Origin of the sequence: Streptomyces mexicanus (genome assembly GCF_902506575.1) — a bacterium.
Lineage (GTDB): Bacteria > Actinomycetota > Actinomycetes > Streptomycetales > Streptomycetaceae > Streptomyces > Streptomyces mexicanus.
The window spans coordinates 5,774,567-5,796,274 of the sequence record NZ_LR732544.1; the positions used below are offsets into that span (position 1 = coordinate 5,774,567).

Annotated in this window: 15 protein-coding genes and 1 pseudogene; 8 read left to right on the forward strand and 8 right to left on the reverse strand. The window is 73.6% G+C overall.

Going from position 1 to position 21,708, the window contains the following annotated elements; translation table 11 throughout:
- A pseudogene (locus GV126_RS36660) lies at positions 1–239 on the reverse strand (phosphatidylglycerol lysyltransferase domain-containing protein); the annotation flags it as partial.
- 206 nt (positions 240–445) lie between these two features.
- Here GV126_RS36660 and GV126_RS25765 point away from each other — a divergent pair.
- Both GV126_RS25765 and GV126_RS25770 read left to right on the forward strand, forming a co-directional pair.
- Positions 446–2,188, forward strand: a complete 1,743-nt coding sequence (locus tag GV126_RS25765; protein WP_159671224.1) for a pyruvate dehydrogenase — start codon at positions 446–448, stop codon at positions 2,186–2,188.
- Between the two features lie 161 nt (positions 2,189–2,349).
- The gene (locus GV126_RS25770; RefSeq protein ID WP_159671226.1) at positions 2,350–2,838 is read left to right on the forward strand and encodes an ATP-binding protein; all 489 of its coding nucleotides are present in this window, start codon (positions 2,350–2,352) and stop codon (positions 2,836–2,838) included.
- Positions 2,839–2,919: 81 nt separating this feature from the next.
- On the opposite strand, the gene GV126_RS25775 is transcribed toward GV126_RS25770, so the two are convergent.
- Both GV126_RS25775 and GV126_RS25780 read right to left on the reverse strand, forming a co-directional pair.
- On the reverse strand, positions 2,920–3,957 hold the full coding sequence (locus tag GV126_RS25775) for a DUF2637 domain-containing protein (RefSeq protein ID WP_159671229.1): 1,038 nt from the start codon (positions 3,955–3,957) through the stop codon (positions 2,920–2,922).
- 397 nt (positions 3,958–4,354) lie between these two features.
- The gene (locus GV126_RS25780) at positions 4,355–5,179 is read right to left on the reverse strand and encodes a (2Fe-2S)-binding protein (RefSeq protein ID WP_159671232.1); all 825 of its coding nucleotides are present in this window, start codon (positions 5,177–5,179) and stop codon (positions 4,355–4,357) included.
- A gap of 166 nt (positions 5,180–5,345) precedes the next feature.
- Between GV126_RS25780 and GV126_RS25785 the strand changes: the two genes are divergently transcribed.
- Positions 5,346–6,188, forward strand: coding sequence for a GntR family transcriptional regulator (locus GV126_RS25785; protein WP_159671235.1), 843 nt, complete (start codon positions 5,346–5,348; stop codon positions 6,186–6,188).
- 173 nt (positions 6,189–6,361) lie between these two features.
- Here GV126_RS25785 and GV126_RS25790 read toward each other — a convergent pair whose 3' ends face one another.
- Positions 6,362–7,129 carry a hypothetical protein gene (locus tag GV126_RS25790; protein ID WP_201299873.1) on the reverse strand — a complete coding sequence of 256 codons (768 nt, stop codon included), beginning with the start codon at positions 7,127–7,129 and terminating at the stop codon, positions 6,362–6,364.
- A 201-nt stretch (positions 7,130–7,330) separates the two neighbouring features.
- A complete protein-coding gene (locus GV126_RS25795) occupies positions 7,331–9,031 on the reverse strand; it encodes a PucR family transcriptional regulator (RefSeq protein ID WP_159671241.1) in 1,701 nt (566 codons plus the stop codon).
- A 377-nt stretch (positions 9,032–9,408) separates the two neighbouring features.
- Between GV126_RS25795 and GV126_RS25800 the strand changes: the two genes are divergently transcribed.
- The 5 genes from GV126_RS25800 to GV126_RS25820 all read left to right on the forward strand — a co-directional run bounded on the left by GV126_RS25800 (position 9,409) and on the right by GV126_RS25820 (position 16,211).
- Positions 9,409–10,302 carry an FAD binding domain-containing protein gene (locus GV126_RS25800; protein ID WP_159671244.1) on the forward strand — a complete coding sequence of 298 codons (894 nt, stop codon included), beginning with the start codon at positions 9,409–9,411 and terminating at the stop codon, positions 10,300–10,302.
- Entirely contained in the window at positions 10,302–10,871 is a 570-nt protein-coding gene (locus GV126_RS25805; RefSeq protein ID WP_159671247.1) for a (2Fe-2S)-binding protein, read from the forward strand. The genes GV126_RS25800 and GV126_RS25805 overlap by 1 nt, the downstream gene beginning before the upstream one ends.
- A gap of 2 nt (positions 10,872–10,873) precedes the next feature.
- Entirely contained in the window at positions 10,874–13,297 is a 2,424-nt protein-coding gene (gene pucD, locus GV126_RS25810; RefSeq protein ID WP_159671250.1) for a xanthine dehydrogenase subunit D, read from the forward strand.
- Between the two features lie 237 nt (positions 13,298–13,534).
- Positions 13,535–15,001, forward strand: coding sequence for an NCS2 family permease (locus GV126_RS25815; RefSeq protein ID WP_159671253.1), 1,467 nt, complete (start codon positions 13,535–13,537; stop codon positions 14,999–15,001).
- 52 nt (positions 15,002–15,053) lie between these two features.
- Positions 15,054–16,211 (forward strand): XdhC family protein, encoded by a 1,158-nt coding sequence (locus tag GV126_RS25820; RefSeq protein ID WP_159671256.1) that lies wholly within the window; start codon positions 15,054–15,056, stop codon positions 16,209–16,211.
- On the opposite strand, the gene eccCb is transcribed toward GV126_RS25820, so the two are convergent.
- From eccCb to GV126_RS25835, 3 genes are all read right to left on the reverse strand, one after another.
- Positions 16,193–20,416: a type VII secretion protein EccCb gene (eccCb, locus tag GV126_RS25825; protein ID WP_159671259.1), complete on the reverse strand. Its 4,224-nt coding sequence runs from the start codon at positions 20,414–20,416 to the stop codon at positions 16,193–16,195. The two genes, GV126_RS25820 and eccCb, sit on opposite strands and share 19 nt — an antisense overlap.
- Entirely contained in the window at positions 20,379–20,825 is a 447-nt protein-coding gene (locus GV126_RS25830; protein ID WP_236570106.1) for an effector-associated constant component EACC1, read from the reverse strand. Before GV126_RS25830 ends, eccCb begins: the two co-directional genes overlap by 38 nt.
- A gap of 133 nt (positions 20,826–20,958) precedes the next feature.
- A complete protein-coding gene (locus GV126_RS25835; RefSeq protein WP_159671262.1) occupies positions 20,959–21,666 on the reverse strand; it encodes a type 1 glutamine amidotransferase in 708 nt (235 codons plus the stop codon).
- Positions 21,667–21,708 lie beyond the last annotated feature (42 nt).

The following is a 21,708-nucleotide window of genomic DNA, read 5'->3' on the forward strand; positions in this document are numbered from 1 at the left end:
CTGGAGGGCCGGGCCATGCGGACCGTGCGGCAGGCCCACAAACGGGGGCGGCGCACCGTGTACCCGGCGCGCCGCCCCCGGCTGGGGGCCTGCCGCACGGTCCGCATGGCCCCGCCCTCCAGCGTGGACCCGGCGACGTCCACCACCGCCTCGTCCCCCAGTTCCCGGGCGTCGAAGCCGCGCCGGGCGTACACCGCGCCCCCCTCCCCCCCCGCGCCCCTCACCGCCGGGGGCCCGCCCGGCGCGCACCGGGCGGCGCCGGCGCCCGGCGGTGGTCCGGTGCCGCTCCGCCCGGCCTCGCCGCGTTCCTCGCGGACGTGCAGACACGCGCCAAGGGCTACGCCGACGACCGTACGGCCGCGGCCGTTTGGGAGGCGTGAGCGGCGAGGCTGTGAATTCATGGACCCACAGGTTCCCGCCGGAGACCGAAGGGCATCCGAGAGCCATGGCCAAGCAGAACGTCGCAGAGCAGTTCGTCGACATCCTCGTCCGCGCCGGAGTCAAGCGGCTGTACGGCGTGGTGGGGGACAGCCTCAACCCGGTGGTCGACGCGGTCCGCCGCAACGCCGCCATCGACTGGATCCACGTCCGCCACGAGGAGAGCGCCGCCTTCGCGGCCGGCGCCGAGGCGCAGATCACCGGGAAGCTGACGGCCTGCGCCGGCTCCTGCGGCCCCGGCAACCTGCACCTCATCAACGGCCTGTACGACGCGAACCGGTCCATGGCCCCGGTCCTCGCCCTGGCCTCGCACATCCCCTCCAGCGAGATCGGCCTCGGATACTTCCAGGAGACCCACCCCGACCGGCTGTTCCAGGAATGCAGCGTCTACAGCGAGCTGATCTCCAACCCGAAGCAGATGCCCCGGCTGCTGGACACCGCCATCCAGCACGCAGTGGGCCGCAGCGGGGTCAGCGTGGTGGCGCTGCCCGGCGACATCGCAGCCGAGCCCGCCCCGGAGAAGGCCGCCGAGACGGCCATCGTGACCTCCCGGCCCACCGTCCGGCCGGGTGACGCCGAGATCGACCGGCTGGCCCGGATGATCGACGAGGCGGACAAGGTGACCCTGTTCTGCGGCAGCGGCACGGCGGGCGCGCACGCCGAGGTGATGGAGTTCGCCGGGAAGATCAAGTCGCCGGTGGGGCACGCCCTGCGCGGCAAGGAGTTCATCCAGTACGACAACCCCTTCGACGTCGGCATGAGCGGGCTGCTCGGCTACGGCGCCGCCTACGAGGCCACCCACGAGTGCGACCTGCTGATCCTGCTGGGCACCGACTTCCCGTACAACGCGTTCCTGCCGAACGACGTGAAGATCGCCCAGATCGACGTCCGCCCGGAGAACCTCGGCCGCCGCTCCAAGCTGGACCTGGCCGTGTGGGGCGATGTCAAGGAGACGCTGCGCTGCCTGATCCCGCGGGTGCGGGAGAAGAAGAACCGGCACTTCCTGGACCGGATGCTCAAGAAGCACGCCGACGCGCTGGAGGGCGTCGTCAAGGCGTACACCCGCAAGGTCGACAAGCACATCCCCATCCACCCCGAGTACGTGGCCGCCGTGCTCGACGAAGTCGCCGCCGACGACGCGATCTTCACCACCGACACGGGGATGTGCAACGTCTGGGGCGCCCGGTACATCTCGCCCAACGGGCGCCGCCGCATCATCGGGTCCTTCTCGCACGGCTCGATGGCCAACGCGCTGCCGATGGCCATCGGCGCGCAGTTCACCGACCGCGACCGGCAGGTGATCTCGATGTCCGGCGACGGCGGGTTCTCCATGCTGATGGGCGACTTCCTGACGCTGGTGCAGTACGACCTGCCGGTGAAGGTCGTGCTGTTCAACAACTCCTCGCTCGGCATGGTCGAGCTGGAGATGCTGGTGGCGGGCCTGCCCTCGTACGGCACGACGAACAAGAACCCGGACTTCGCCGCCGTCGCCCGCGCCTGCGGTGCCCACGGCGTGCGGGTGGAGAAGCCCAAGGACCTGCCGGGGGCCCTGAAGGACGCCTTCAAGCACAAGGGCCCGGCCCTGGTGGACGTCGTCACCGACCCCAACGCGCTGTCCATCCCGCCGAAGATCAGCGCCGAGATGGTCTCCGGGTTCGCCCTGTCCGCCTCGAAGATCGTCCTGGAGGGCGGGGTCGGCCGGATGCTGCAGATGGCCCGGTCCAACCTGCGCAACGTGCCGCGGCCGTAGACCCGTTGCGAGGGTTTGGACCCGGCTTCCGACGCGGCCGGCGTGGCCGAACACGTGGTCGTCGGCGATTCGACAGGACTGGCCCGCGTCTCATCGGGCAAGCATCTCCGTGAACGTGTTCGAACCGGAGGAGATCAGACATCGGGACGCGGGCGGGGGAGATGACGAGTCAGGCACGAGGGGGCGGCCCCGCGACGGCCGGGGCCCCCGCGGCGAGAACGACCGAGGCGGAGGCGGACGGTAAGGCGGAGCGGACCGAGCGGGTCCACCGGCTCAGTCGCCGGCTGGGCCGGGCGGACCTGAAGGCGGTGCCCGAGGTGCGCCGGGCCCTGCGCGAGCTGCTGCGCCCCTGGGGGCGGCCGGAGGAGTCGGACGTCGCCGAGCTGCTCACGAGCGAACTGGTCACCAACGCGCTCGTCCACACCGACGACGACGCCATCGTGACGGCGACCGTGTCCCCGCACGGACTGCGCGTGGAGGTACGGGACTTCGTGGCCCGCGGGCCACGACCGCGCGTGCCGGTCGCCGGGGACGACACCGGCGGCAGAGGGCTGGTCCTGGTGGAGTCGCTCGCCGACGCCTGGGGCGTGTGCCCGCACGGGGTCGGCAAGTCGGTGTGGTTCGAACTCGGTGACGCCGAGGCCGCGTGAACGACCCGACGGACAGGGGGCGCGGCCCCGTAGGACCCGCGCCCCCTGTCCATGCCGCGCTCGCGCCGCGGCCTGCGCGACCTAACCGAACTGCTGCTCCAGGTCCTTCAGCTTGCGCTCCAGCGAGTCGAGCCGGGGCAGGGCCTGGGTGTCGTCCTCCGCGGTGAGGTCCACGGTGACGGGCTCAGAGCCCGGGCGGACGGGCTGCAGCGAGGGACGCGCGCGTACCGGCAGCGGATCCGACGCCGCTATGGCAGGCTCCGCGGTGGCTTGACCGGAGCCGCGCTCCAGGGCCTGGGCCTCGCCCGCCCGGCCGGTGCGGTGCACGAACCCGCGGTGGCCGCGGCTGATCGCCTTCAGCTGCGCGCGCTCCACGCGCTCCTGCTCGCGCCGCAGCCGCCGCTTCTCCTCCTTCTGGCGCTTGTCCTCGCGCACCTCCTCGACCGCCTCGTCCAGGCTGCGCACGCCCTCCAGGAGCATCAGCGACCAGGCACGGTAGGTCTCCCGGGGCGCGCGCAGCCAGCGCACGACACGGATCTGCGGCAGCGGACGCGGCACCAGGCCCTGCTCGCGCAGGGCGGCCCGGCGGGTCTGCTTCAGCGCGCGGTCGAAGAGGACCGCCGCCGACAGGGACATGCCGGCGAAGAACTGCGGCGCGCCCGCGTGGTCCACGCCCCTGGGCGCGTGCACCCAGTTGAACCAGGCCGCCGCGGCCGCGAACAGCCACACGAGCATCCGGGAGCCGAGGGCGGCGTCACCGTGGCTGGCCTCGCGCACCGCGAGCACGGAGCAGAACATCGCCGCGCCGTCCAGGCCGAACGGCACCAGGTACTGCCAGCCCTCGCTCAGGCCGAGGTTCTGCTCGCCGAAGCCGACCAGGCCGTGGAAGGACAGTGCGGCGGCCACCGCCGCGCAGCAGAACAGCAGAATGTAGGAGGCGGTGCCGTAGACGGCCTCCTTGCGCCTGCGGCGCTCCTCGCTGCGCTCCCACGAGTCGTCGGCGCTCGTGTTCCCTTTGGACCGCTTGCCGCGCGCGAGCACCGCCACCGCCGCCAGCACGCCCAGGAGCAGCACGGCGCCCGGAAGCAGCCAGTTCAGCGATATGTCGGTCAGTCTCATCTGGGGTCCCTTGCATGGGGATAGGGCGTAACGCCCGCCATAGTGGCCCAATCCCACCGGCCCTCAGGGGGTTTCGCGGCAAGAGGCCGCCAAGGAGACGCGAGGGGCTGCCCAGGACGGCGTTCTGCTCGAACTGCCGCTTGAGGGGCGGGAGTTGAGTTCGAATCCAGATTACCCGTACGGGTGGTTCGGCGGAAACTCGCTGCGTCGGGTGGGGGAGTTGTGAATTCCCCGCCCGGGTACGGCGATCCGGCCCGGGGATGATCTTACGGGACCACGGACCGGCGCCGCGCCCCTCCGGTGCCATCTGTCCGGCCGGATGCCGGAAATCCCACGCGCCGGCCCCCACGCTCCCACGCGCCCGCGCCCGGACAGCGGGCTCGCGGGATGCGGCCGGTCAGGCGGCGGCGAGTCGCGCCACGCGGTCCGTGTCGCGGGTGCGCGGGCAGGTGGCGCAGGTGGCCTCGGGGCGCACCGTGTAGAACATGCAGCAGCTGACCCGGTCCCGGGTGGGCAGGCACTCCCCGTTCGGCCCGGTCAGCTCGCGGAAGGCGGCGGCGCCGACGTAGGGCCGGGTGGCGCCGGGCAGCAGCAGCTCCAGTTCGCGCATCGCCCGCTCCTCCTCGCCGAGCAGATGGGCCACGTACCACAGCCCCTCGACGATCTCGTCGGTCGCCATGCCCCACAGGGCGCGGCCGCGCCGGCGCATGCGCGGGCCGAAGGCGGCCAGGACGGGCTCCAGGTGCTCGGCGACGGCGGCGCGCACCTCGGCCCGCAGCGCCTCCTCGTCGGGGACCACGCGGGCGCCGGGCAGCGCGGCGGCGGGGTCGCCGGGCAGGCAGGCGAAGGAGCGGGTGCGCACGGCGGCGCGGCCGGCGCCGCGGTCGTAGGAGACGTCGGCGACCGGCAGGCGGGGCACACGGCGGTGCAGGAACCAGGGCGCGGTGAACAGCAAGCAGGCCGGCCAGGCGTAGCGGTGCAGACCGAAGCTCGCGACCACGTCGGGGCGGGCGCGCGTGCCGTAGTCGCGCAGCACCTGTGCCTCGTCCCAGGCCAGGAACGCGTCCATGGCCGCCCCGCCCTCGGCGAGCGCCGCGGCGCCGATCCAGGCGCCGCCGCGCGGAGTCTGTTCACCGGGGCCCAGCTCGGTCACGGCCAGGCCGGGGAACACCTCGGTGAGGCGGGCGTAGGCGTCCGCCGTGGCCGACGGGAGCACGGGCATGCGGCACCACCGATTCACGCGCGACTGACAGTCGATTGAAGGTTAGCCTCACCTTACCTCGGCTCGCCGGAATGTGAACCCGGGACCGGTTGCGCCTAAGGTGCTTGACGGACGAGCAGCAACCCGTCGTAATGACCCCAAGCACCCCCAAGCCCGGAGGAGGACCGTGAAGCAGGGCGCGCAGGACTCCGCGACGGCCGCCGGAGCCGGGATTCCGCCGGCCTGGCCGGGCGGCGGCGCCCCGCGCGTGCCCCGGCAGCCGCAACCCGACCGGGCCCGCCGGGAGGCGGACGCCCCGCCGCCGGGCGACGCCCGGGGCGAGCACACGCACGGCGAGCGGCCCCCGGCCCGCCCCGCCGTGCACCGTTCCTCCGTGCGCGGCCAGGTCCTCGACGCCCTGCGCGCCGCGCTGGTCACCGGTGAACTCCAGCCCGGCGAGGTCTACTCGGCGCCCGCGCTCGGCGAGCGGTTCGGGGTCTCGGCGACCCCCGTGCGCGAGGCGATGCAGCAGCTCGCGCTGGAGGGCGCCGTCGAGGTGGTGCCCAACCGCGGCTTCCGGGTCGTCGAACGCGACGCCCGGGAGCTGGCCCAACTGGCCGAGGTACGGGCCCTGATCGAGGTCCCGGTGGTGCTGCGGCTGGCACGCCCCGTGCCGGTCGAGCGGTGGGCCCGGCTGCGCCCGCTCGCCGAGGCCGCCGTGCGCGCCGCCTCCGCCGGATGCCGGGTCTCCTACGCCGAGGCCGACCGCGCCTTCCACCGCGCGCTGCTGGAGCTGTCCGGCAACGAACAGCTCGTCCGGATCGCCGACGACCTCCACCGCCGCACCCAGTGGCCCCGGCCCGGCACCACGCCCCGCTCGGCCCGCACCGCCCTGCTCGCGGACGCGGCGGAGCACGGCGCCCTGCTGGACGCCCTGATCGCCCGCGACGCGGACACGGTGCAGGACCTGCTGCGCAAGCACTACGGCGACACCGGCCGGCGCAACGGCGACAGCGGCTGGAGAGAGTAGAGAGCACGGCCGGGGCCGCTGACCCGCAGGGCGGGCACGGGTACGTCACGGCCCACGCTGTGCCCGCGGACGGGCGGGCGGCCGCAGCCGCGAGGACGGGAAGCACCCGACCCCGGTCCGACGGCGGGCGGCGCGGGAGACACCCGTCCCGCCGCCGGGTGCGCCCGGTGCGCTCACGCCGTCGCCGCGCCCGGGGCCGGCGGGGGCAGGGGCCGGGCCAGCCAGGGCGGTACGCCCCCCAGCAGCCGGAACAGCCGGCGCGCCTCCTCCCGCAGCCGCGACGCCTCCGGCTCGGACTCGGTGTCGGCCAGCGACACCAGCGCGGGCGCCGTGCCGACCAGGTAGCCCAGCTCCTCGCGGATGCGCAGCGACTCGGCGAACCCGTGCCGCGCCTCGCTCAGCTCGCCCTCGCGCAGGGCGATGCCGGCCGGGTGCCGCCGGGTGAAGGACAGCAGCAGCCGGTCGGCGTGGGCGGTGGCGCCCGCGTGGGCGCGGCGGTAGGCGGCGCGCGCCGCCTGCGGGGAGCGGCCCAGGTTCTCGGCGATCAGCCCGCGCCGGAAGTCCAGCAGGGCCCGCCCCGGCGCCCCCGGCGGGATCAGCGCCGCCGCCCGGCCCAGCGCCGAGCGCGCCTCGTCCGCCCGGTCGCGCACCCCGTGCAGAGTGGCCGCGTAGGCCAAGTACCCGCGTTCACAAGCGGCCGCGCCGCGCTCGTCGTCGGTGTGCGCCAGCGCCTCCGCGGTGCGCAGCGCGTCCTCGGCCTCCTGCCAGCCGGACTCCGTGTACAGGCAGCGTTCCACCAGCAGCGTGGTGCGCTGCAGCGCGCCGGCCGCGGTGGCCGACGGCAGCAGCGCTGCCGCGTCGGCCCAGCATGCGCGCGAGCGCAGCCGCCATACCGCGGTCTGGAGTGGATCGTCACCTGCGGTCGTTCCGTTACCAGACATGGCGGTATGCGCCACGTTGCCCTCCCCGAGCACGCCCTCGAGCTTTGGTGGTGGCCGCATCTCAGCACGAATCCGGCGGCCCGGCCAAGAGGCTGGGTGAAAGATTTCACAAAGTCGTGTGACGGGGCGGGCCCGGCGGTGCGACGGCGCGCCCGCGGACGGCACCGGGCCAGGCACCGTCCGCCGTCGGCTCGGCGGGCCTCAGCTCATGCGCAGCGCCAGGAAGAAGTCCAGCTTGTCCTCCAGCCGGGACAGGTCACGGCCCGTCAACTGCTCGATCCGCCCGACCCGGTAGCGCAGCGTGTTGACGTGCAGGTGCAGGCGGGTCGCGCAGCGGGTCCAGGAGCCGTCGCAGTCCAAGAACGCCTCCAGGGTCGGTATCAGCTCGGCGCGGTGCCGGCGGTCGTAGTCCCGCAGCGGGTCGAGCAGCCGGGCGGGGAAGGCGCGGCGCCCGTCGTCCCGGGCGAAGGGCAGCGGCAGCACGTGGGGGGCCAGCTCCTGGTGGCCGGCCGCGCAGACCCGCCCGGGGCGGGCCGCGGCGACCCGCCGGGCGTGCCGGGCCTCCTCCAGCGCGCCGCGCAGCCCCTCCGCCGAGTGCACGGCCGCGCTGACGCCGAGGGTGAGCCGGCCGTCGTCGTCCAGGCCCGCCGACAGCGGCCCGCGCACGGCGGCGAGCAGGGCGTCGGCGAGGATGCCGGACTGGGAGCCGTCGTGCTCGGTGGTGACGGCCGGCAGCGGCACCAGGGCGACGGCCTCGTCCCCCAGGTGGGCGACCGCGATGCGGTCGGAGGGCTCGGGCCCGGTGCTGAGGGGATCGACCAGGATCTCCTCCAGCAGCGACTGGGTGACCGGGCCGGCCTCGATGTCCCGCCCCTCCCACTCCACGCGGGCCACCACCACCTGCCAGTGCGGGGCGGCGCCCAGGCCGGGCAGCAGCACGGGCGCCGCGACCCGCAGCCGGGCGGCGATCTCGGCGGGCGGCGCGCCGGTCTGCACCAGCTCCAGCACCTCCTGGGCGAGCCGGCGGCGCACCGTGCGGGCGGCGTCGCGCCGGTCGCGTTCGACGGCGATCAGCTGGGTGACGCCGTGCAGCAGGTCCAGCCGCTCCTCCGGCCAGTCGCTCGCGTCGGCCTCGACGGCCAGCACCCAGTCCGACAGCATCGTCTCGCGCACGTCACGGGCCGGCTGCGGGGCGCGGCCCGGCCCGGGCACGGCCGGGCGGTGGCCCCCGCTGCGGATCGGGAAGAGGGAGTACGTCGTGCCGCCCACCGTGACGCGGTGCGGGCCGCGCCGGGGCGTGCGGCCGGCGGCCAGGTGCTCGGCGGCCAGCTCGGCGCAGGTCTGCGCGGGCAGCGCCGGGCCGTTCACCTTGGGTCCGGCGATGAGCCGGCCGGTGGGGGACAGCAGCCAGGCCCGCAGGTCCAGGTCGGAGCCGAGCAGGTCCAGGACGACGTCGGGGCCGCCGCCGGCCGGGCCGGCGGTCATCATCCGGCGGTGCCGGTCCACCACGGCCGCCAGGTCGCCGGCGCGCTCGCCGGAGACCTGCCGTACGACGTGCTCGGTGATCGTCGCGAACGCCACCGACTCGTGCACCGCGAACAGCGGCAGCCGGTGCCGGGCGCAGGCCACCACCAGGTCGTCGGGCACCTCGCCCAGCTCGGCCTCGCCGGCCGCCAGGGCCGCGACGCCGGCCTGCACCAGGATCCGGACGAACGGCTCGGAGTCCGCGGCGTCCCGGCGCCAGGCCAGCCCGGTCAGCACCAGCTCACCGCCGGAGAGGTAGCGGCTGGGGTCGCGCAGGTCGGTGGTCATGACACCGCGGACCGTGCGGTCCAGTTCCTCCTCGCCGCCGAGCAGCTTCAGGCCCAGCGCATCGGTGTCCAGCAGTGCGCGCAGCCGCATCTGTCGTCGCCGCCGTTCTTTGTCTCGAAAACTACGGGGGTACTCCGGGTCGTGGGGCCCGGGCTCCGGGCGTACGGCCGGTCCGGCGGATCCCGCGCGCCCGGCCGAGCGCGCATCCCGCCGGTGGGGGCCGTGACCTCTGTTTCCCGGGGGAAGCGAAGAGGATGCCGACGGCCTCCGTTCATACGAATCTACAAGATGCCCGGCCTGGCCAGCCAAACCCTTCATGTTTTCGGTGACTGACCCCGCCGGAGCAGTGGACGGTGTACTGAGCGCACTCCACGTGAACACCACATGAACGAGCCTCGCCCGCCGCACACGGATTGGCTCAATCTGGACGATTCTGACGACCCTCGACACGAAGAAGAGAGCCGGTCATGGACTTCCTTCGCCCCGCCAGCTGGGAGGAGGCGCTCGCCGCGAAGGCCGAGCACCCCACCGCTGTGCCGATTGCGGGTGGCACCGACGTGATGGTCGAGATCAACTTCGACCACCGCAGGCCTGAGTACCTCCTCGACCTCAACCGCATCGGCGACCTCTACGAGTGGGAGGTCGGCGAGGAGAGCGTGCGGCTGGGCGCTTCCGTCCCTTACACCCAGATCATGGAACATCTCCGTGCCGAGCTGCCCGGCCTGGCGCTCGCCTCGCACACGGTCGCCTCCCCGCAGATCCGCAACCGCGGCGGCGTCGGCGGCAACCTCGGCACGGCCTCTCCCGCCGGCGACGCCCACCCCGCCCTGCTCGCCGCGGGCGCCGAGGTGGAGGTGGAGTCGGCCGCGCGCGGCACCCGCTTGATCCCGATCGACGCGTTCTACACCGGGGTCAAGCGCAACGCGCTGCAGCCCGACGAGCTGATCCGCGCCGTGCACGTGAAGAAGGCGGACGGCCCGCAGCAGTACTCCAAGGTCGGCACCCGCAACGCCATGGTCATCGCGGTGTGCGCCTTCGGCCTGGCGCTGCACCCCGAGACCCGCACGGTGCGCACCGGCATCGGCTCCGCCGCCCCCACGCCCGTGCGCGCGCAGGCCGCCGAGGAGTTCTTGAACGCGGCCCTGGAGGAGGGCGGCTTCTGGGACAAGGGGAAGATCATCACCCCGTCCGTCGCCAAGCAGTTCGCCGAGCTGTGCTCGGCCGCCTGCAACCCGATCGACGACGTCAGGGGCACCGCGAGCTACCGCCGCCACGCGGTGGGCGTGATGGCCCGCCGGACACTGACCTGGACCTGGGAGTCCTACCGCGGCACCCGCCGCGCCACCGAGGGAGCTGCGTGATGCGCGTCAACTTCACCGTCAACGGACGCCCGCAGGAGGCCGACGACGTCTGGGAGGGCGAGTCCCTTCTCTACGTCCTGCGCGAGCGCCTGGGCCTGCCCGGCTCCAAGAACGCCTGCGAGCAGGGCGAATGCGGCTCGTGCACCGTGCGCCTGGACGGCGTGCCGGTGTGCTCCTGCCTGGTGGCCGCCGGGCAGGTCGAGGGCCGCGACGTCGTCACCGTCGAGGGCCTGGCGGACTACGCCCGGCAGCGCTCCTGCGGCACGGCCGCCGGCACGTCGCTCGACGAGGCCAAGGGCTGGCAGGCCAAGGGCACCGACTCGCAGACCGGCGAGGGCACCGAGCTGTCCCCGATCCAGCAGGCGTTCATCGACGCGGGCGCCGTCCAGTGCGGCTTCTGCACGCCCGGCCTGCTCGTCGCCGCCGACGAGATGCTGGAGCGCAACCCGAACCCGACCGACGCGGACATCCGCGAGGCGCTCTCGGGCAACCTGTGCCGCTGCACGGGCTACGAGAAGATCATGGACGCGGTCCGCCTGGCGGCCGCCCGACAGTCCGAGGGGGTCTGAGCATGCCCTCCCCCAAGCTCTCCACTACGTTCGAGCAGGGTGGTACCCCCACCGGTGCACCCACCAAGATCACGCAGGGGTCGAAGACCAAGGGCGGCATCGGCGAGTCCACGCTCCGCCCGGACGGCACCCTGAAGGTCACCGGCGAGTTCGCGTACTCCTCCGACATGTGGCACGAGGACATGCTGTGGGGCCAGATCCTGCGCTCCACCGTCGCGCACGCCGAGATCGTCTCCATCGACACCTCCGAGGCGCTGGCCATGCCGGGCGTGTACGCCGTGCTGACCTACGACGACCTGCCCACCGAGGTGAGGCACTACGGCCTGGAGATCCGCGACACCCCGGTCCTCGCGCACGGCAAGGTCCGCCACCACGGCGAGCCGGTCGCGCTGGTCGCCGCCGACCATCCGGAGACGGCCCGCCGCGCCGCCGCCAAGATCAAGGTCGAGTACAAGGAGCTGCCCGTCGTCACCGACGAGGCCTCCGCCCTCGCGCCGGACGCGGTCCTCGTCCACGAGAACCGCACCGACCACCACATCGGCCACGTCCCGCACCCCAACATCGTGCACCGCCAGCCCATCGTGCGCGGCGACGTGGCCGAGGCCCGCAGGCGGGCCGACGTCATCGTGGAGGGCGAGTACTTCTTCGGCATGCAGGACCAGGCCTTCCTCGGCCCCGAGTCCGGCCTGGCGGTGCCGGAGGAGGACGGCGGCGTCCACCTTTACATCGCCACCCAGTGGCTGCACTCCGACCTGCGCCAGATGGCCCCGGTGCTCGGCCTGCCCGAGGACAAGGTGCGCATGACGCTGGCCGGCGTCGGCGGCGCCTTCGGCGGCCGCGAGGACCTGTCGATGCAGATCCACGCCTGCCTGCTGGCCCTGCGCACCGGCAAGCCCGTCAAGATCGTCTACAACCGGTTCGAGTCGTTCTTCGGGCACGTCCACCGCCACCCGGCCAAGCTGTACTACGAGCACGGCGCCACCAAGGACGGCAAGCTCACGCACATGAAGTGCCGGATCGTCCTGGACGGCGGCGCCTACGCCTCCGCCTCCCCGGCGGTCGTCGGCAACGCCTCCTCGCTGTCGGCGGGCCCCTACGTCATCGACAACGTCGACATCGAGGCGTACGCCCTCTACACCAACAACCCGCCCTGCGGCGCCATGCGCGGCTTCGGCGCGGTCCAGGCGTGCTTCGCCTACGAGGCGCAGATGGACAAGCTGGCCAAGAAGCTCGGCATGGACCCGGTGGAGTTCCGCCGGCTCAACGCCATGGAGCAGGGCACCCTCATGCCCACCGGGCAGGTCGTCGACTCCCCGGCGCCGGTCGCCGAACTGCTGCGCCGCGTCAAGGCGATGCCGCTGCCGCCGGAGCGCCAGTGGGAGTCCAGCGAGGGCCCGGACGTACGGCAGCTGCCCGGCGGCCTGTCCAACACCACCCACGGCGAGGGCGTCGTACGGGGCATCGGCTACGCGGTCGGCATCAAGAACGTCGGCTTCTCCGAGGGCTTCGACGACTACTCCACCGCCAAGGTGCGCATGGAGGTCATCAACGGCGAGCCCGTCGCCACCGTGCACACCGCGATGGCGGAGGTCGGCCAGGGCGGTGTCACCGTGCACGCGCAGATCGCCCGCACCGAGCTGGGCGTCGCCCAGGTCACCATCCACCCCGCCGACACCCAGGTCGGCTCGGCCGGCTCCACCTCCGCCTCCCGGCAGACCTACGTCACCGGCGGCGCCGTGAAGAACGCCTGCGAGCTGGTGCGCGAGAAGGTCCTTCAGATCGGCCGCCGCAAGTTCGGCTCCTACCACCCGGCCTGGGCCACCGCCGAACTCCTGCTGGAGGGCGGCAAGGTCGTCACCGACGGCGGCGAGGTGCTCGCCGACCTGGTGGACGTGCTCGAGGACGAGGCCGTGGAGGTCGAGGAGGAGTGGCGGCACCGGCCGACCGAGCCGTTCGACCTGCGCACCGGCCAGGGCAACGGCCATGTGCAGTACTCCTTCGCCGCGCACCGCGCCGTCGTCGAGGTGGACACCGAGCTGGGCCTGGTGAAGGTGATCGAGCTGGCCTGCGCCCAGGACGTCGGCAAGGCCCTCAACCCGCTGTCGGTGGTCGGCCAGATCCAGGGCGGCACCACGCAGGGCCTGGGCATCGCCGTGATGGAGGAGATCGTCGTCGACCCGAAGACGGCGAAGGTGAAGAACCCCTCTTTCACGGACTACCTGATCCCCACCATCCTCGACACGCCGACGATCCCCGTCGACGTGCTCGAACTCGCCGACGAGCACGCCCCCTACGGGCTGCGCGGCGTCGGCGAGGCACCCACCCTGTCGTCCACCCCGGCCGTCCTCGCGGCGATCCGGAACGCGACCGGGCTGGAGCTGGCGCGCACGCCGGTACGGCCGGAGCACCTGACCGGCACGGCGTGAACGCCCGTCGCTGAACCCTCCGGGCGGCGCACCGGGAACGTCACACCTCCCGCGCCGCCCGGAGTGCACCCCCTCTTTGAGTTCCGCTCCGCTCGCGGGCCTTGAAGTACCACGCAACGAGGTGCGTCTCGGGCCGTCCCCCGGGCCGACCATTCCCAAATCCCGTGCCGTGCGGGAGCTGCACAGCCCTGCAAGGAATTGCCACGGGTGCCCCTGTGAACCTTGGGAGATGGCCCCATGACCCAGCAGTCAGTGGAGCCGAGGACCGCCGCCGAAGACGCGGGCGCGGGAAGCCGCGTCCCGGCGGGACGGTCCTGGCTCGACCGGTACTTCCACATATCCCGACGGGGATCGACTCTCGCGCGTGAGGTGCGCGGCGGCGTCACCACCTTCATGGCGATGGCGTACATCCTCCTGCTCAACCCGGTGATCCTGTCCGGCAAGGACGTCGCCGGCCACACCCTGGCCCAGAAGGCCGTGATCACTGCCACCGCGCTCGGCGCGGCGTTCACCACCTTGCTCATGGGGTTCGTCGGCAAGGTGCCGCTCGCCCTGGCGGCCGGTCTGTCGGTGTCGGGTGTCATCTCCACCCAGGTCGTGCCCGACATGACGTGGCCGCAGGCCATGGGCATGTGTGTGGCCTACGGCGTCGTGATCATGCTGCTGGTCGTCACCGGCCTGCGCGAGATGATCATGAATGCGATCCCGTTGCCGCTCAAGCACGGCATCACCATGGGCATCGGCCTGTTCATCGCGTTCATCGGCCTGGTCAAGGCCGGTTTCGTCGGCCGCAACCCGGCCCCCGGCGGCGGCCCCGTCATCCTCGGGCCCGGCGGTGAGCTGTCCGGCTGGCCGGTGCTCCTGTTCGCCGCCACCCTGCTGCTGATCTTCGCCCTGCAGGCCCGCAACGTGCCCGGCGCCATCCTCATCGGCATCATCGGCGGCACGGTCGTCGCCGTGATCCTGAACACCGCCGGGGTCATCGATGCGGGACAGTGGGTCAACGGCGCCCCCGAACTCCACGGCAGCCCCGTGTCGATGCCCGACTTCTCGCTCTTCGGCCATGTGTCCTTCAGCGGCTGGGGAGACGTCGGCGTCATGACCGTCACGGTGATCGTCTTCACCCTCGTCCTCGCCGGCTTCTTCGACGCCATGGCCACGATCATCGGCGTCGGCACCGAGGCGAACCTCGCCGACGACAAGGGCCGGATGCCGGGCCTGTCCAAGGCCCTGTTCATCGACGGCGCGGGCGGGGTGATCGGCGGTGTCGCCGGCGGCTCCGGGCAGTCGGTGTTCGTGGAGTCCGCCACCGGCGTCGGCGAGGGCGCCCGCACCGGCTTCGCCTCCGTCGTCACCGGCCTGTTCTTCGCGGCCTGCCTCTTCTTCACCCCGATCACCGCGATCGTCCCGCAGGAGGTCGCCTCCGCGGCCCTGGTCGTCATCGGCGCCATGATGATGATGAACGCCCGGCACGTCGACTGGGGCGACCGCGCCACCGCGATCCCGGTGTTCCTGACCGTGGTGATCATGCCGTTCACGTACTCCATCACCCCCGGCGTCGCCGCCGGCGTGCTCTCGTACACCGTCATCCGCATCGCCCAGGGCCGGGCCCGGGAGATCGGCGCCTTCATGTGGGGACTGACGGCCGTCTTCCTGGTGTACTTCGCCCTCCATCCCATCGAGGCGTGGCTCGGCGTGCACTGACCGCACCGCCCGCGCGCCCTTCCCCGACCGCTGTGTGTAAGGAGACCGACAGATGCTGGACATCGCCGAGGAGCTGAACCGGTGGGTCGAGCAGGGCCGAGACGTCGCCGTCGCCACCGTGGTGGCGGTCGGCGGCAGCGCGCCCCGGCAACCGGGCGCCGCCCTCGCCGTCGACGGCGAGGGCACGGCCATCGGCTCGGTCTCCGGCGGCTGCGTGGAAGGCGCCGTGTACGACCTGTGCCGACAGGCGCTCGAAGACGGCGAGACCGTCCTGGAGCGCTTCGGGTACAGCGACGAGGACGCCTTCGCGGTCGGCCTGACCTGCGGCGGCGTCATCGACATCCTGGTCACGCCGGTACGGGCCGACTCACCGGTCCGTCCGGTGCTGGCGGCCGCGCTGGCCGCCGCCGCCCGTGGGGAGGCGGCGGCGGTCGCGCGGATCGCCTCCGGACCGGCCGAACTGAAGGGCCGGGCCCTGCTGGTGCGCCCCGACGGCACCTGGGAGGGCGGCTTCGGCGCCCACCCGGAACTGGACCGCACGGTCGCCGCCGAGACCTCCGCGTTCCTGGACGCCGGCCGCACCGGCACCCTGGAGATCGGCGAGCAGGGCTCCCGCTGCGGCGCCCCGCTGACCGTCCTCGTGGAGTCCTCCGTGCCGCCGCCCCGGATGATCGTCTTCGGCGCGATCGACTTCGCCTCGGCGCTGGTGCGCGTCGGCAAGTTCCTCGGCTACCACGTGACGGTGTGCGACGCCCGCCCGGTGTTCGCCACCCGGACGCGGTTCCCCGAGGCCGACGAGATCGTCGTCGAGTGGCCGCACCGGTACCTGGAACGCACCGAGGTGGACGGCCGTACGGTGCTGTGCGTCCTGACCCACGACGCCAAGTTCGACGTGCCGCTGCTGAAACTGGCGCTGCGGCTGCCGGTGGCGTACGTCGGCGCGATGGGCTCGCGCCGCACCCACCTGGACCGCAACGAGCGCCTGCGCGAGGTCGGCGTCAGTGACCTCGAACTGGCCCGTCTGCACTCGCCCATCGGCCTGGACCTCGGCGCCCGCACCCCGGAGGAGACGGCCCTGTCCATCGCCGCGGAGATCGTCGCGGCCCGACGCGGCGGCAGCGGGCTGTCGCTGACCGGCGCCCACACACCGATCCATCACGACGCGGGGCCGACCGCCCGGCTCGGCTCCGCTCACTCGGGCGCGGCGTAGGCGAGCTGGATCCTGCGGTCGCCGTGCCGGGGGCTGACCAGGGTGCCGCGGCCGGGCGGCTCGTGGCGCGCCTTGGCGTAGCCCAGCAGGGGGCCCTCCGCCGGATCGCCGGACAGGATGAGGCCGTACGTGGACAGCTCCCGGATCCGCGTGAGGAACGGCTCGTACACGGCCCGGGAGGCGCCCGCGGTGGTGCGGGCCACGATCACCCGCAGGCCGATGTCGCGCGCGTAGGGGAGCAGTTCCAGCAGGGGGGCCAGCGGGTTGCCGGACGCCACGGCGACCAGGTCGTAGTCGTCCACCAGGAGGTACACGTTGGGCCCCGTGTACCAGCCGCGGGTCCGCAGTTCCTCCGCCGTGACGTCGGGCCCGGGGATCCTCCGGGTCAACGCCTGCGCCAACTCCTGGATCATGCTCGTCAGTTGCACGCCGGAGGTGGCGTAGCCGAGCAGGTGCTCCTCGGGGAACGCGCCGAGCAGTGCACGCCGGTAGTCGGCGACCATCAGCAGTGCCTCCTGCCGCGTGTACCGCTCGACGACCTGCCTCCCGACCAGCCGCAGGAACGACGACTTGCCCGACTCCACCTCGCCGAGTGCGATGAACAGCGGATCGGCGTCGAAGTCGACGTCCACCGGGGCGAGGTCGGTCTCGCCGAGGCCGATGCGCAGCACCTCGCCGGGACGGTCGCCCAGGGGCGGCAGTTCGGCAGGGGAGAGCAGCGCGGGCAGCATGCGCACCTGCGGCGCGGGCCGCTGCTCCGCCCACCGCGCGCGGGCCTCGGCGACCAGGTCGGCCAGCGCCACCGCCGCGGTCACGTCCGACGCGGCCAGCCGGGGCAGCGCGGTCAGCACCGGGGCCTTGTCCGGGGACACGCCGTGGCCCGGGGCGTCTTCCGGGACCTCATCGGCGCGCCTGCGGTCCAGCAGCGAGTCCATCGGGTCGGTCAGACGCAGCTCCACGACGGTCCCGAACTGGGCGCGCAGGGCGAGCCGCAGGTCGAGCTGGCGGCCGGCGGTCACCACGAGATGCACACCGACGCGGCGGCCGCGCCGCGCGATGTCCTCCACGGCGCGCTCCAGCGACTCGTGGTCGGAGCGCAGCGCGGCGATGCCGTCGATCACGAGGAAGACGTCGCCCCACGGGTCCTCCCGGTCGCCCCGCCGCTCGCGGGCCTCCATGACGGCGCTGACCTCGGCGACGGTGCGCCGCACCCGTTCCGGGTCGGTGAGGCCCGCGACGCCGCCCACGTGGGGCAGCCCGGCCAGGCCCGCGAGGCCGCCGGTGAGGTCGAGGACGTAGAACTGCACGTCCTGCGGCGAGTGCGTGAGCGCGAAGGCGCTGATGAGCGTGGTCAGCAGAGTGGTCTTCCCGGAGCCGGGGCGGCCGATCACGACGGCGTGCGCGCCCTGCTCGGAAAAGTCGAGCACGAACAGGTCGCGCCGGTGCTCGAACGGCTTGTCGGCGAAGCCGACCGGGACTCGCAGCCGGCCGGCGGGCAGGTCCTGCGCCGCCGACAGCACCTCGCCCAGAAGGACCGGGCCCCGCAGCGGCGGCGGCACGACCCGGTAGGCGGTGGGGCGGTCGTCGGCGAGACGGTCGGCGACCACCTCCAGGACGGAGCGGTCGCCGTCGGCCGGACGGGCGCCGCCGGGGCCGTACGGTGCCGACACGTACGCCGCCGTGAAACGCAGCGGGGCGTCCGCGCCGAAGCGCAGGAACCCGACGCCGGGGTCGCGTGGCAGCCGGTTCGCGTCGGGCACGCCGAGCACCGCCCGGGACTCCTCGGCCGTCGAGGTGCGCAGAGCGATCCGGTACGACAGGTGGGTGGCGAGGCCCCTCAGCGTCCCTTCGGCCAGGCGGCGTGCGCCCAGCAGCATGTGCACGCCGAGCGCACGGCCCGTCCGGGCGATCCGCATGAGGAGGTCGAAGGCGTCGGGCTTGGCCGCCAGCAGGCCGGTGAAGTCCTCGAACACGACGAGCAGGGTCGGCAGCGGTTCCAGAGCGCCGTGGTCCGCCCTCACCCGGTGGTAGTCGCGTGCGGTGGCCTGCTTGTGGTCGCGCAACAGCGCGTCACGCCGTACGAGTTCACCCTGCAGGGCCTCCAGCAGCCGGTCCAGGTGGGCGGAGCGGCCGGGCTGGAGAGGAGTGTGGGGCAGGCGGTCGCCGCAGACCACGGCGGAGACGTGCGGCAGGCCGGCCACATCGCGGAAGGTGTGGCTGTCGTCGGCCGCCACCAGCAGGAAGTTGAGTGCGTCGGGCGCGTGGTGCACCGCGAACGACAACACGAGGGTGCGCAGCAACTCCGACTTGCCCGAGCCGGCCGCGCCCACGAGCAGACCGTGCGGTCCCATGCCGCCGAACGCGGCCTCGTCGACATTCAGCACGAGCGGTCGGCCCGTGTCGGACAGGCCGAGCGGGGCGCTCAGCCCCTCGACGGACCTGCGCAGCGCCTGCCGGTCGAGGTCGTGCAGATCGTCGTCGATGCCGAGGGTCCGGGCGAACGACACCCACGGCGCGGGCCGGCCGGGCGCCGTGTCGGCCGGCAGCTCGCGCCAGGCGGTGCGCACGCGGGCCACGGTGTCGGCCAGTGAGCGGCGGGCGGCCGCCTCACCGGTCCCCCCGTCCCGGCGCGGCACGGCCACCCCGAACCGGCCGCGCCGGGCGAGCGCCCAGCCGCCGCCCCCGCCCGCCGCGAGCGCGGCGTCGACGGACGAGTCCTGCGGATCGTCCAGGGCCAGCTCCAGGCGGGTGCCGAGAAGCCCCAGCAGATCGGGTGAGAAGTCGCTCCAGCGACGGGTGGCGGCGCACAGGTGGATCCCGTAGTGCAGGCCGGTGTTGCCGAGCCGGTGCACCGTGTCCGCGAACCAGGGCAGCTCCCAGCAGAAGTCCATCCAGCCGTCGACGACCACGAACAGGTCGCCGAAACCGCCCCCGTGCAGAGCGCCCTCGGCGCGCAGCGTGCGGAACGCCTCGACCGAGTCGATGTCGTGCTCGCGGAACAGTCGGCGCCGCAGGTCGATGGCGTGCCGCACCTCGTCGAGGGCCGTGCGGACGGCGGCCTCCTCGTCCGGCGAGGCCACCCCGCGCACATGCGGCAGCGTCCGCAGCACGCCCAGGCGGTTCACCGCGCCCTCCAGGAGGAGGAACTCCACTTCGTCCGGGCTGTGCGTCAGCGCCAACGACAGCACCAGCGAGCGCAGCAGGGTCGTCTTGCCGCTGCCCAGTTTGCCGACCGCCGCCACGTTGCCGTCGCGGCCCGCCAGGTCGAGGCACATCGTCCCGCCACCCGCGGCGTGCTCCAGCCTCCCGATCGGCACGAACAGCTGGGACGAGCCCTCCCAGGCGTCGCAGACGAAGCCCCGGTCCGTGGTCTCCACCGGCGGCGGCAGCAGGGCCCCGAGCGGCAGGGCGTGGGATGCCGCGGCTCGGCCCGCGGGGCCCGCGGAGATGTCCTTGTCGGGTGCGTAGGCGAGCACCACCGTGCCCTCGCACTGGCCGGACTTGGTGGGCGTCTGCCCGGGCCCCGCCTGGTCGACCACCGTGTCGTGGACGTAGGAGTACAGCTCGTCGGGCGTGATGAGCCCGTCGTGATTCTGGTCGGCGAGCCCGGTGCTCAGCCCCTCGATGACCGCGGCGGTGAAGCGCGGCGCCGGCTGGGCATTGTCCAGGGCGAGCTGGGAACCGTCGTAGGCGTACTCCAGGGCCGTCGACGCCGTGATCACGTACGTGCCGCGGCCACCGAGCGCCTCGTCCACGTCGATCAGTGTGGGCGACATGGGCGCGCCCCGGTGGAAGAGGCCGCTGTAGCAGCAGTCGAGCAGGACGACCTTGGCGCCGGCCTGGCAGTCGTCGAGGTGCTCGTGCAGGAAGCGGGCCGGGATCGCCGTGGTCCCCGGGCGGGCGAGCCGGGTGCCGAGGGTCGCGAAGTACAGCCGGTCCGTGTCCGTGCGGATGCCGTGGCACGCCAGGTAGAGCAGGACCAGATCGTCGGGCGCGCGGTCCATGAGCAGATCCTCGACCGCGGCCTCGATCTCCGCCTTGGGCCGGTTCAGCAGGGTGCGGACGTGATCGAAGCGGCCGATCGCCGGGTCCTGCAGCAGCGCCTGGAGGTCGGTGGCGCCCCGCGCCGGGGTCCGCAGCTGGTTCAGCCCGGGGTCGTCGTAGCCGTCAGTCGCGATCAGCAGTGCGATCCGGCGCCCCGCCATCGGTCTCCCCCGCCTCGTCCGAGCCCTCCCGCTGCGCCGCTCCGGCCGCGATGCGCGCCGTGACCGCCTCCACCAGGGCGTGCTGGTCCTTGGCTGACAAGGCGGTGAACGAGCCCTTGTTCCCGTCGAACTCCCACTCCACGGCACGCGCCTTGGTGCGGTTCACATACGCCACCACGACATTGCCGACCGCCTTGAGGCTCGCCGCCGAGAACGCGCCGCTGAGCACCAGGACCGCGAGGTCCTGTCCCACGCCCGCCATCGAACCGGCCGGAGGGGCGGCCGTCGCCCGCTCCACGCGCAGGGCGCCCAGGCGGCGCAGGTCCTGGAAGAGCACGCGGACGTGACGCTCCAGCTGGTCCGCGGGCAGTCCGTCGCCGATGTCGACGCGCAGCCGAAGTTCGTGCACGGTCACTCCTTCCGGTGGCGTACCCGCGCCGGGCGGTCCAGGCGATCGTAACGGAGCCGGGTGCGGCGCGTGGGCCGCGCGCGTCAAGGCGTCCCAGGCCCGCGCCCGCCGGTACGACCCGCCGGAGCTCTCCCTACTGCCGCCCGGCCCGCGCCAGTCCGGCGAACCGCAGCGCGACCTCTCGCCACACCGGCGCGGCGGTCGCGTCGTCCCGCAGCGCCGCGCGGTGCAGCGCCTCCCGGTCGACGCCGTGGCGCGCCAGGCGCTGGTCGCACCAGCCCGCGATGCGCTCCGGACCGCTCTCCGGATGGAACTGCACGCCCCAGGCCGCCTCGCCGACCCGGAACGCCTGGTACGGGCACCGTTCGCCGGACATCAGCCACCGCGCGCCCGCCGGCAGCCGCACGATCGCGTCCACGTGGTTCTCGATCGCCGTCACACGCGTCGGCAGGTCCCCGAACAGCGGATCGCCGGCGGCCTCCTGGCGCAGCGTCAGCTCCGTGCTGCCGAACTCCGGTGCGCCGTACTCCCGTTCCACCGCGCCACCCGCCACCTGGGCGAGCATCTGCCCGCCCAGACAGATCCCGAACACCGGCACGCGCTCCCGCAGCGCCTGCCGCACCAGCGCCCGGGTGCCCGCCAGCCACGGCGCCCGCTCGTCGTCGTCGGGCAGCAGCGGCCCGCCCAGCACGATCAGCCCGCCGTGCGCCGGCCGGTCCGGCACCGGCTGCCCGAGGTCCCCACGGACGACCTCGACCCCGACACCGCCCTCGGCCAGCCACGGACCCCATCGCCCGAGCCCCGAGTGCGCACTGCTCTGCACCACCAGCACGCTCGCCATACGCGCCTCTCCCCCTGACCGGTGTCGCACACCGGCCCTCAA

Excerpts from the sequence above, each read along its gene's own strand:
- GV126_RS25765 (WP_159671224.1), top strand. The coding sequence starts at position 446 with ATGGCCAAGCAGAACGTCGCAGAGCAGTTCGTCGACATCCTCGTCCGC.
- GV126_RS25770 (WP_159671226.1), top strand. The coding sequence starts at position 2,350 with ATGACGAGTCAGGCACGAGGGGGCGGCCCCGCGACGGCCGGGGCCCCC.
- GV126_RS25775 (WP_159671229.1), bottom strand. The coding sequence starts at position 3,957 with ATGAGACTGACCGACATATCGCTGAACTGGCTGCTTCCGGGCGCCGTG.
- GV126_RS25780 (WP_159671232.1), bottom strand. The coding sequence starts at position 5,179 with ATGCCCGTGCTCCCGTCGGCCACGGCGGACGCCTACGCCCGCCTCACC.
- GV126_RS25790 (WP_201299873.1), bottom strand. The coding sequence starts at position 7,129 with ATGTCTGGTAACGGAACGACCGCAGGTGACGATCCACTCCAGACCGCG.
- GV126_RS25795 (WP_159671241.1), bottom strand. The coding sequence starts at position 9,031 with ATGCGGCTGCGCGCACTGCTGGACACCGATGCGCTGGGCCTGAAGCTG.
- GV126_RS25800 (WP_159671244.1), top strand. The coding sequence starts at position 9,409 with ATGGACTTCCTTCGCCCCGCCAGCTGGGAGGAGGCGCTCGCCGCGAAG.
- GV126_RS25805 (WP_159671247.1), top strand. The coding sequence starts at position 10,302 with ATGCGCGTCAACTTCACCGTCAACGGACGCCCGCAGGAGGCCGACGAC.
- pucD (WP_159671250.1), top strand. The coding sequence starts at position 10,874 with ATGCCCTCCCCCAAGCTCTCCACTACGTTCGAGCAGGGTGGTACCCCC.
- GV126_RS25815 (WP_159671253.1), top strand. The coding sequence starts at position 13,535 with ATGACCCAGCAGTCAGTGGAGCCGAGGACCGCCGCCGAAGACGCGGGC.
- GV126_RS25820 (WP_159671256.1), top strand. The coding sequence starts at position 15,054 with ATGCTGGACATCGCCGAGGAGCTGAACCGGTGGGTCGAGCAGGGCCGA.
- eccCb (WP_159671259.1), bottom strand. The coding sequence starts at position 20,416 with ATGGCGGGGCGCCGGATCGCACTGCTGATCGCGACTGACGGCTACGAC.
- GV126_RS25835 (WP_159671262.1), bottom strand. The coding sequence starts at position 21,666 with ATGGCGAGCGTGCTGGTGGTGCAGAGCAGTGCGCACTCGGGGCTCGGG.